12 protein-coding genes are annotated in these 10,205 nt (G+C 71.4%); 11 read left to right on the top strand and 1 reads right to left on the bottom strand.

Annotated elements, in window-relative coordinates:
- Positions 1 to 401: carbohydrate binding domain-containing protein (locus AC13HU_RS22280; RefSeq protein ID WP_483043702.1), on the bottom strand; the 401-nt coding region annotated here is incomplete at its 3' end.
- 347 nt (positions 402 to 748) lie between these two features.
- Between AC13HU_RS22280 and AC13HU_RS22285 the strand changes: the two genes are divergently transcribed.
- From AC13HU_RS22285 to AC13HU_RS22335, 11 genes are all read left to right on the top strand, one after another.
- On the top strand, positions 749 to 1,597 hold the full coding sequence (locus AC13HU_RS22285) for a hypothetical protein (RefSeq protein WP_483043694.1): 849 nt from the start codon (positions 749 to 751) through the stop codon (positions 1,595 to 1,597).
- 12 nt (positions 1,598 to 1,609) lie between these two features.
- The gene (gene cpaB, locus AC13HU_RS22290) at positions 1,610 to 2,344 is read left to right on the top strand and encodes a Flp pilus assembly protein CpaB (RefSeq protein WP_483043695.1); all 735 of its coding nucleotides are present in this window, start codon (positions 1,610 to 1,612) and stop codon (positions 2,342 to 2,344) included.
- A gap of 187 nt (positions 2,345 to 2,531) precedes the next feature.
- Positions 2,532 to 4,121 (top strand): CpaE/TadZ family protein, encoded by a 1,590-nt coding sequence (locus AC13HU_RS22295; RefSeq protein WP_483043696.1) that lies wholly within the window; start codon positions 2,532 to 2,534, stop codon positions 4,119 to 4,121.
- On the top strand, positions 4,118 to 4,537 hold the full coding sequence (locus AC13HU_RS22300; protein ID WP_483043697.1) for a TadE/TadG family type IV pilus assembly protein: 420 nt from the start codon (positions 4,118 to 4,120) through the stop codon (positions 4,535 to 4,537). The genes AC13HU_RS22295 and AC13HU_RS22300 overlap by 4 nt, the downstream gene beginning before the upstream one ends.
- Positions 4,534 to 5,868 (top strand): TadA family conjugal transfer-associated ATPase, encoded by a 1,335-nt coding sequence (locus tag AC13HU_RS22305; protein ID WP_483043698.1) that lies wholly within the window; start codon positions 4,534 to 4,536, stop codon positions 5,866 to 5,868. The genes AC13HU_RS22300 and AC13HU_RS22305 overlap by 4 nt, the downstream gene beginning before the upstream one ends.
- A complete protein-coding gene (locus tag AC13HU_RS22310) occupies positions 5,865 to 6,842 on the top strand; it encodes a type II secretion system F family protein (RefSeq protein WP_483043699.1) in 978 nt (325 codons plus the stop codon). The genes AC13HU_RS22305 and AC13HU_RS22310 overlap by 4 nt, the downstream gene beginning before the upstream one ends.
- Before the next feature lie 103 nt (positions 6,843 to 6,945).
- On the top strand, positions 6,946 to 7,839 hold the full coding sequence (locus tag AC13HU_RS22315) for a DUF5936 domain-containing protein (RefSeq protein WP_483043703.1): 894 nt from the start codon (positions 6,946 to 6,948) through the stop codon (positions 7,837 to 7,839).
- A gap of 189 nt (positions 7,840 to 8,028) precedes the next feature.
- Positions 8,029 to 8,283: a hypothetical protein gene (locus AC13HU_RS22320; RefSeq protein WP_402447510.1), complete on the top strand. Its 255-nt coding sequence runs from the start codon at positions 8,029 to 8,031 to the stop codon at positions 8,281 to 8,283.
- Between the two features lie 35 nt (positions 8,284 to 8,318).
- Positions 8,319 to 8,867 (top strand): pilus assembly protein TadG-related protein, encoded by a 549-nt coding sequence (locus AC13HU_RS22325; RefSeq protein ID WP_483043704.1) that lies wholly within the window; start codon positions 8,319 to 8,321, stop codon positions 8,865 to 8,867.
- A gap of 32 nt (positions 8,868 to 8,899) precedes the next feature.
- A complete protein-coding gene (locus AC13HU_RS22330; protein WP_483043700.1) occupies positions 8,900 to 9,481 on the top strand; it encodes a hypothetical protein in 582 nt (193 codons plus the stop codon).
- A gap of 7 nt (positions 9,482 to 9,488) precedes the next feature.
- Entirely contained in the window at positions 9,489 to 10,157 is a 669-nt protein-coding gene (locus AC13HU_RS22335) for an OmpA family protein (protein ID WP_483043701.1), read from the top strand.
- The last annotated feature ends 48 nt before the right edge of the window (positions 10,158 to 10,205 follow it).

The raw sequence follows: 10,205 nt of genomic DNA on the forward strand, positions 1-10,205 counted from the left end.
GTCACCGAGGTGGTGCTCGCGCCGGTGGTGAAGTCGACGCTGAGCTGGGAGTAGGAGGAGGCGCTCGGCGTCCAGGTGGACGGGTCGGTGCCGCCGGTGCCGGTCGCGCCGAGGTAGACGTACGACCCCTGCACCCACGCGCTCAGCGTGTAGGCGGAGTTGGGCTGCACGCTGATGGTCTGCTGGCACTGCGCGGTATCGCTGCCGGACGGGGTGGCCTTGAGGGCGCCCGACCCGGAGTGCACCGGGGTGGAGACGGCCGCGCCGCTGCCGGCCGTACAGGTCCAGCCCGAAAGGCCGCTCTCGAAGCCGGAGTTGGCCACCAGGTTGGTGGTGGCGGCGGAGGCGGCGCCCTCCGTGACCAGGGCGACGCCCGAGCCGATCACGGCGGCGGCACTCAGCCCGGCGATCAGCCGGCGCTTGAGAGTTGCTCTCGACTTCGCATGGCTCGCTTGATTCGCGCGCGATGCACGTTCCACGACTGCCTCCTGGGGGCAAGGAGTTGGGGGGTGGTGGGGTGTGCGGGTGACCCGGGTGCCCATGGATGGCATGGACACACGTAGTAGGGAGAAAGTTGGTCCAGACCAATCCGGTTGTCAAGACCTCTGGTGGACACCGGTCGTTCACCTCGTTCGATCCGCGACATTCCGCGCCCAACTCGCTACACATCGATAAGCTGACGACCGCGTACGGCCAGGCGGACCCCGCTCGACCCGGACCGCCGCGCGCAGATGGGGAGGGGTGCCGCATGCCGAGTGTCATCACGGTGACCGCGGACGACCTCGCGCTCCCGCTGGAGGAGCAGGTGGTGCGCACCTCCACCGCGCTGGACATGCACGGCCACCTGATCGCGCTCGCCGCCGCCGAGTCCGACGACCCCGCCCGGCGCCGGATGCACACGGTTCGCTCCGCGCTGGAGGGCGACCGGATCGCGATCGTGCCGCTGGCCCTGCCGCCGCTGGCCCGCACTTTGCTCGGCGAGCAGTTACGGCAGCTGTCCGGCACCGACCTCGGCCCCGGCGTGCTGGCCGGCGCCGCCCGCCTGCTCTCGTACTACCTGCACTCCGGTGCGCTGCTCGCGTCGGTCGGCAAGCTGGACCGGGTGCCGGTGAGCGTCGGCAGTCACGTCAAGTCCCTGCTGCCCGGGCGGCACTTCGCGGTGGTCGCGCACCCGGAGCCGTATCTGGCCGAGGCCGACGCGGCGCATGTGCCGCCCGGGCCCGGCTACCAGACGCAGCTCGCGGTGGCCGGCAACGGCCTCGACCCCGGCTGGGTGGCCGGTCCGCTCGCCGCCGGCTGGCACACCCAGCACCTGCGCGAGGTGCCGCTGCCGCCCGACTCGGCCCGCTGGTGGGGCACTTCACGGCTGGTCGAGTTCACCGCGTACATCGCCGACGTCGGCATGCTCTACCAGCTCGTCACCTCGGTGCGGCGCGACACCTGCACCTGGTGCGGGCTCGAAGTCATCGGCGACCAGTGCCTGTTCTGCGCCACCCGGATCAACGAGCGCGGCAACCCGGCCAAGCACGCCGCCCGTCCGTCGGGACGCGCGGTCGAGACGCCGCGCCGCCCCCAACTCGAACCCCACAAGCGATAGGTCCACCCGCACATGAACTCACGTCAGCGCCGTGGCGTCGTCCTCCTGGTGGTCTCCGTGGTCTGCGCGGTGGCCGCCTTCGCCGGGGTGCTCGCCGTCGTCAGCAACGCCCGGTCCCAGGTGGGCCAGAAGGTGACGGCGTACGAACTGTCCGCCGACGTGCCCGCGTACACCGCGCTGGACTCCTCCAAGGTGCACCGGATATCGATGCCGAAGCGGTGGCTGCCGGACACCGCCGTGCGCGACCTCGGCGAGTTCCAGGGGAAGATCGCCGCGGTGCCGCTGAAGAAGGGCTCGCTGCTGGAGTCCGACATGGTCGCCGCCCGGCCCGAACTCAAGCCCGGGCAGATGGAGATCGCCATCATGATCGACGCGGAGACCGGTGTGGCGGGCAAGATCACCCCCGGCGCCCGGGTGAACATCTTCGCCACCTTCACCGGCCGCAAGGACACCGACCCCGACGTCTCGAAGATCATCGTGGCCGGCGCGCAGGTCCTCGACGTCGGCCAGATCAAGGCGTTCGACAAGAACGAGGACGCGCAGCGGGTGTCCGAGGAGGGCGTCCCGATCACCTTCGCGCTCGACGCCGAGGACGCCCAACGCGTCGCCTACGCCGAGTCGTTCGCCGAACACGTCCGGCTCGCCCTGGTCGCCCCGGGCGACACCGCGGGGCCCCCGGCCGGTGACCGCACCTACACCCTGTCCGGCGACACGTCGGCGTCGCCCGCGTCCGGAGCCGCGCGATGAGGCCGGACGTAATGCGGTCGGGCGCCTTTGGGCCGGGCGCTGTTGGGCCGGGCGCGGACACGGGACGCGGCGTGCACCGCTCCCGTAGGAGTCCGAACTGCTCCAGTACCAGGTGGCGTTACTCTCGTACGAGGCCGGACCGCTCCCGTACGAGGCCGGGCCGCCGACCGGGCCGGGGAGGGCCGAGATGACCGTACGCATCCTCGCCGGCACCGCTGACGCCGACGCCGCCCGCGCGCTGGTCGGGCTGCTCGGCCAACTCCCGGGCGCCGAACCGGCACCCGCCCTGCCCAACTCCGTCGCGCTGCTCGAAGCCCTCGCCCGTGCCGCCGAGGGGGGTGTCGACGAACTGCCCGAAGTCGTCGTCATCCACGACCTGATCGGGCCGATGCCCGCGCTCGACCTGGTGCGGGACGTGGCGCTGCGCTTCCCCGCCGTCGGCGTGGTGCTGCTCACCGCCGACCCGAGCCCCTCGATGCTGGCGTCCGCGATGAACTCCGGCGCCCGCGGCGTGATCGGAATGCCGCTCGCCTACGACGAGTTGGGCGCCCGGGTGGAGGCCGCCGCGTCCTGGGCGGACGGGGTGCGCCGCCACCTCGCACCGGGCCGGGCCGCGCTGCCCGCCGTCGCCGGCGGCACCCTGGTCGCGGTGGCCGGCGCCAAGGGCGGGGTCGGCACCACCGTCACCGCCGTCCAACTCGCCCTGGCCGCACACACGTCGGGCCGCTCCACCGCCCTGGTGGACCTCGATCTGCAAGGCGGCGACGTCGCCTCCTACCTCGACGTCCAGTTCCGCCGCTCCATCGCCGACCTGGCCGACATCGCCGACGTCTCCTCACGGGTCCTGAACGACGCGATGTACGTCCACGAGTCCGGGCTCGCGCTGCTGCTCGCCCCCGCCGACGGCGAGCGCGGCGAGGACGTCACCGACCGCGCCGCCCGCCTGGTGCTGACCGCCCTGCGGCAGCGGTACGAAGTGGTGATCGTCGACTGCGGCACCCAGGTCACCAGCGCCAACGCCGTCGCCGTCGAGACCGCCGACACCGCCGTGCTGATCACCACCCCCGATGTCGTCGCCGTGCGCGCCGCCAAGCGGTTGGTGCGGATGTGGGACCGGCTGCAGATCCGTAAACCCCAGGACACCACCGCCGCGGTCAACCGGCACACCCGGGGCAGCGAGATCCAGCCCTCACTGATCGGCCGGATCGCCGGTACCAGGATCGCCGAGTCCGCCATCCCGGCCGGCTTCCGCGAGCTCCAGCCCGTCATCGACGCGGGACGCCTGCACGACCTCGACGCGCGCTCCGCCGTACGGAGCGGAATCTGGTCGCTGGCAGGGGAGTTGGGCCTGATCACCGGGGCGACGCCGCCGGCCGGACGGTCCGGGAAGCGGCTGCGGCGGGCCGACCGCGACCGCGGCCAGGTCACCCTGGAGACGCTGGGCATGACCCCGGTCATCCTGATCACCCTCATCCTCGTCTGGCAGGCCGTGCTGGCCGGCTACACCTTCACCCTCGCGGGCAACGCCGCCGACCAGGCCGCCCGCGCCGCGGCCGTCGGCGCCGACTACCACGCCGCCGCCGCCGGCGATCTCCCCGGCGCCTGGGCCTCCGACATGCAGGGCCCGACCGTCGACCACCCCCGTGACGGCCAGGTCTCCGTCACCCTCGGCCTCAAGGTTCCCGTCCTGTTCCCCGGCGCCATCGACTTCCCCGTCACCGTCCACGGCCACGCCAGCACCGTGGACGAGACCTCCGGCGAGCGGACCACCCCGTGAGGACGCGGCGCGAGCGGGCCGGTGGGCGGTACGGCGCGCGGGTCCGCGGGCGGCGCTCGGCCGGGCAGGCATCGCTGGAGTACCTCGGCATGCTGCCCTTCCTGCTGCTCATCGCGCTCGCGGGCATCCAGCTCGGGATCGCCGCCTACTGCGGCTCGCAGGCGGGCACCGCGGCGCGGACCGCCGCCCGGACGGCCGCACTGGCCGGCCCGCAGGGCGGCACCGGACCCGGGACCCAGGCGGGCCGGGACGCGGTCAGCGGGTGGGTGAACCCGGACATCAGCTGGCCGGTGAACGCCGCCGACAAGGTCACCGCGCGCGCGACCGTACACATCCCGTCCGTACTGCCCGGCGTGCACCTCTTCGGGCCGGTGCACCGCGACGCGACCATGCCGAAGGAGGACTGGACGCCATGAGCCTGCGTGCCCGCATCGCCGTCGAAGAGGCCACCCCGCAGACCCAGGAAGGCCACCTCGTGGCCGTCTACCGGGCCAAGCTGCTCCAGGAGATCGACCTCGCCGAGATGTCCGCGCTCGCCGCCGCCGAGCGCCGGGCCCGGCTCGAACGCGTCCTCGGCCACATCATCAGCCGCGAGGGCCCGGTGCTCTCCAGCGCCGAACGCGCCGCGCTGATCCGCCGGGTGGTCGACGAGGCGCTCGGCCTCGGCATCCTCGAACCGCTGCTGGAGGACCCCTCCGTCACCGAGATCATGGTCAACGGCCCGGACCGGATCTACGTCGAACGCGGCGGCCGGGTCGAACTCGTCCCGGCCCGCTTCTCCTCCGCCGACCAACTCCTGCAGACCATCGAGCGCATCGTCTCCACCGTCAACCGCCGTGTGGACGAGTCCAATCCGATGGTCGACGCCCGCCTGCCGTCCGGCGAGCGCGTCAACGTCATCATCCCACCGCTGTCGCTGACCGGCCCCACCCTGACCATCCGCCGCTTCCCGCGCGCCTACACCCTCCAGGAACTCATCGGCCTGGGCACCCTCGACGAGCACATGCTGCTCCTGCTCTCCGCGTTCGTCCGCGCCAAGTGCAACATCATCGTCAGCGGCGGCACCGGCTCCGGCAAGACCACCCTGCTCAACGCGCTGTCCGGGCTGATCCCCGACGGCGAGCGGATCATCACCGTCGAGGACGCCGCCGAACTCCAACTCCAGCAGGAGCACGTGATCCGGCTGGAGTCCCGCCCGCCGAACGTCGAGGGCGAGGGCCGCATCACCATCCGCGACCTGGTCCGCAACTCCCTGCGGATGCGCCCCGACCGCATCATCGTCGGCGAGGTCCGCGGCGGCGAGACCCTCGACATGCTCCAGGCGATGTCCACCGGCCACGACGGCTCCCTCGCCACCGTGCACGCCAACTCCGCCGAGGACGCCGTCCTGCGGCTGCAGACCCTCGCCTCCATGAGCGAGGTCAAGATCCCCTTCGAGGCACTGCGCGACCAGATCAACTCCGCGGTGGACGTACTGGTCCAGCTCCAACGGCACGTCGACGGCACCCGCCGCATCACCGAGATCGCGGTGCTCTCCTCCCGCGGCCGCGACACCTTCCGGCTCACCTCCGCCACCCGCTTCCGCGCCGAACCCCTCGGCGTCGACCGCATCGTCCGCGGCTGGTACGAACACCACCCGCTGCCCCACGAGATCGGCGACCGCCTCTACCTGTCCGGCGAGCACATACCCGCCGCGTACGGCGTCGGCGCCACCGAACTCGAACTCGACAGCCGGGAGGCGAAGTGACCCTCGCGAGTACCCAGTTCGCCAGCACCCAGTTCGCCTCCGGGCCCTACCCGCTGCTCGTGCTCGGCGTCGCCACCGTCGCGCTCGCCTTCGGCGTCTGGGGCCTGCACGCCTGGTGGGGAGGCCGCGCCGACCGAGCCGCGCTGGTCGAACGCCTCGCCGGCGACTTCGGCGACGACGGCGTCCGGCGGCCCGCCTTCGCCGCGCTCGACCGCCGGGTACGCCGCTACGCCTGGGGCCGCCGGCTGGCCGGACGGCTCGCCGCCACCGGCACCAACCTCACCCCGGGCCAGTTCACCGCCGCCGTGACCGGCGTCATCGCCGCCGCCTGGATCGTCGCCGCGACCCTGCTCGCCCCGTTCTTCGGCCCGATCGCCGCCATCATCGCCGGCTGGGCCGGCTTCTCCTTCCTCGCCTGGCGCCGCCGGGTGCGCACCGAACGCTTCATCGCCCAACTCCCCGAACTCGCCCGGGTGCTGGCCAACGCCACCCAGGCCGGCCTGGCCCTGCGCACCGCGGTCTCCATGGCCGCGGAAGAGCTGGAGGCGCCCGCCGGCGAGGAGTTGAAGCAGGTCGCCGACGCCATGGCCGTCGGCCACTCCGTCGAGGACGCCCTCGGCGAACTCCAGCAGCGCCTGCCCAGCCGCGAGTTGGTCGTCCTGGTATCCACCCTGGTGCTGTCCAGCCGGGCCGGCGGCTCCGTCGTGGAGTCCCTGCGCAACCTCACCGTCACCCTGGAGGAGCGCAAGGAGACCCGCCGCGAGATCCGCACCCAGATGTCCCAGGTCACCGTCACCGCCTACGCGGTCCCGGTGATCGGCATCGGCTCGCTGCTGCTGCTCAACCGCATCATGCCCGGCTCGCTCAGCGCCATGACCGGCTCCGGCATCGGCCGGATCTGCGTCCTGGTCGCCCTGGCCCTGTACGTCGTCGGGTTCGCGCTCATCCGCCGGATGTCCCGGATCGACGTATGAATCGACGTACGGATCGACGTAGGAATCAGCGTATGCACCGACGAGTGCATCGACGGGTGCACCGACATGTGCACCGACGTGTGAGGAGCCTGCCGCGATGCTCATGATCGAACTCGGCCTGGCCGTCCTCCTCGCAGCCGCCGTGACCGGCGTCGTGTACGGCGTCGGCCTGCTGCGCGCGGACACGAAACTCCCCGACGACCTCGCGCTCGCCCTCGAAGTCGGCCGCACCCGCACCACCCGCACCGGCAACGCCATCGACCGGGTCGGCATGCGCTGGGCACCCATGGTGCTGCGGATGATGGGCCCGGCCCGGATCGCCAAGATGCGCGCCCGCATCGACCATGCCGGTCACCCCTACGGCCTCACCGTCGAGCGCTACGCCGCCCGCCGCGCCGTCTACGGCTTCCTCGGCGGCCTCGCCGCCCTGGCCCTGTTCAGCCGCGGCAACTGGTTCCTCGCGCTCCTCCTGCTCGGCTACGCCTGGTGGTGGGCCGACCTCGGCATCTGGCTCGCGGTCCGCCGCCGCCGCGACGACATCGAGCGCACCCTGCCGGACTTCCTCGACGTGCTCGCGGTCGTGGTCAGCGCCGGGCTCGGCTTCCGCCAGGCACTCGAACGCGTCAACTCCGTGTACCAGGGCCCCTGGTCAGACGAAGTCCGGGTCACCCTGCGGCAGATGGACGTCGGGGTCAGCCGCCGCGACGCCTTCGACCAGCTCCGCAAGCGCAACCGCAGCGACCAGGTGGGGCAGTTCGTCACCGCGCTCCAGCAGGGCGAGGAACTCGGTGCGCCCATCGCCCGTACACTCCTCCAGATCGCCACGGACATGCGCCGCACCGAGGCGCAGAACGCCCGCCGCCGCGCGGCCCGCATGGTCCCGCGTGCGACGGGCGTGATCACGATCCTGCTCGTCCCGGCCACCATGATCCTGCTCATCTCGGGCACGATCATCGGCTCCCAGATTCACTTCGGTGACCTCTTCGGGGGCGGGTGAACCGGTTGTTTTGCGTGAACGGGGTACGACACAGCGTGAGTTCGCGTCATGCTGGCTCAGAGGGCGCCGGATGGCCCGGAACGAGCAGCAGAACCAGCGAAAGGCGGTGCGCCGTGCCCCCCGAGCCCGACCGGCCGGAACCGGCCGCCGTGACCAGGAGCCAGGTGATCAGGAATGGGGCGAGCAATCGTGAACAGGTGGGTTCTCCAGCACTACACGGACGCCGAGGTCTGGCTCCGCACCCGCACGGACCGTCTGACCGCCCGCCTGGCCGCCCGCACGGCGACCCGCTCGGACCGCGGCCAGACGTCCTTCGAATACCTCGGGATCGCGGTGGTGATCGCGGTGATCATCGGGGTGCTGGCGGGGACGACGGATATCGGCGACAAGATCAAGAGCGCAATCACCAAGGCCATCAACCGGATTTCGAACGGCGGCAAGTAGGACTGCTGCGTGATGACCGTGGTCAGACGGTCGGCATCTACATCGTCGCCATCGGCGCGCTCTTCTTCCTGGCCTTCGCGTACTTCGCCGTCGGCCAGGCGGCGGTGACCCGCAACGGAGCACAGACGGCGGCGGATGCGGCCGCACTCGCGGCGGCTCGCCAGAACCGCGACGAAGTGCAGGTCGCGTTCCTCGCTGCCCTGAAGGGCGACGACGTCACGGCGCTCGGCCGGCTGCTCGACAGCGCCGGCCTGGATGACCAAGGCGCGTGTGGAGCCGCCTCCGACTACGCCGACGCAAACCACGCGACCGTCGATGACTGCGTCCCGCTGTCCGGCAAACCGGGATACACCATCACCGTGACCACCACGGGTGCCATCGGCAACTCGGTGATCGACAGCACCAAGAGCACGCACGCGCAGGCGACCGCGACCGCCGTGGTCGAACCTCGGTGCAGTCTCGGATCCAAGGACGGGGACATCCTCAAGTTCAGCTGTGACAACGGTTCGCTCGCGATCAACCCGAAGGCGAACGACTTCACACTGGACCTGTCGGACTTCTACTCGGTCCGCCTGACCAAGTGACCACTGAACGAGCAGCGAGGGAACGGGGAACGATGGCATACGCGCGCAGGGCGACGACCGCAGTGGCCTGTGTGGTCGTCGCCGCCATCACGCTGGCGGGTTGCGGTGGGGGAGGCGGCGGCAAGAAGGCCGACGACAAGCCCTCCGCTTCGGCGAGCGCATCCGACCAGAACACCCCGGGAGTGAAAGGCAGTTCACCGTCCGCGACTCCGACGCAGGTGCTGGCGCAGATCAAGGGTGCCCAAGGGATCTCGATCACCATCAACTCCGCTGTGCGTGACGCGGACGGCTTTGTCACCGTGCAGGGTGTGCTGACCAACGGCAGCTCCGAGATCTTCGACGCCAATGACTTCCGCGGTAATGAGACCGCCCTTGTGGCGTCGGGCGCCTCCGTTGCGGGTGCGGTCCTCGTCGACGAAGCCGGGAAAAAGCGCTACTACGTGCTGCGGGACACGGACGGCCGGTGCCTGTGCACTATGGGCCTGGAAGACATCGACCCGAACGCTTCCCGCCCCTTCTTCGCCCAGTTCCCCTCCCCACCCGAATCCACCACCTCCGTCGAGTTCGAACTCCCCACCATGCCCCCCGCCAAGATCTCCATCTCCGAGGGGTGACCCCGCCGTGACCCGGATCCGTACACCCCACCCCCGTCGGGCCGTCGCCGTGGCCGGCGCCTCCGCCGCTGCCGCGCTCGTCCTCGTCTGCGCCGTCCCCGCCGGCGCAGACCCGAACCCGCCGCCGAGCGCGGGCGAGCCCACGCCCAGCGCCCCCGTGCAGATCGACCCGAAGTCGCCGGACCTGAAACTCCCGGAGGGCGCCACGCTGGCCCCGCCGAAGGTGCTGGACATCGTGTCGGTGACCGACCAGGGCTCGGTGTCCGCGAGCCAGCCGGAGGAGCGGCAGGAGACGTCGAACACGACGGTGACGTATGCCCTGCAGGCCGAGGTGCTGTTCACGAAGGACAGCGCGAAGCTCTCGTCGACCGCGAAGTCCCGTATCCAGGCGATCGCGGGCGACATCAACGCGCAGCACGTCACCTCACCCATCCGTGTCTTCGGGTTCACCGACAACCTGGGCAGCAGCGCGCACGGCGACGTGCTGTCGAAGCAGCGGGCCACCGCCGTGTACAACGTGCTGGCCGCACAGTTGGCGACACTGGGCGACCCGGCCCACACCTTCCAGGTCCGCGGCTACGGCGAGCAGTACCCGATCGCCGACAATTCCAGCGAGAGCGGTCGCAGCGAGAACCGCCGGGTGGAGGTCACCTTCACGCCACCCGCGGCGTCGTAGCCACGGAACACCGGCCCGGGCGCGGTACCGTTCCCGCACTCCGTCCGG

It is taken from the genome of Streptomyces sp. NH27 (assembly GCF_056859195.1).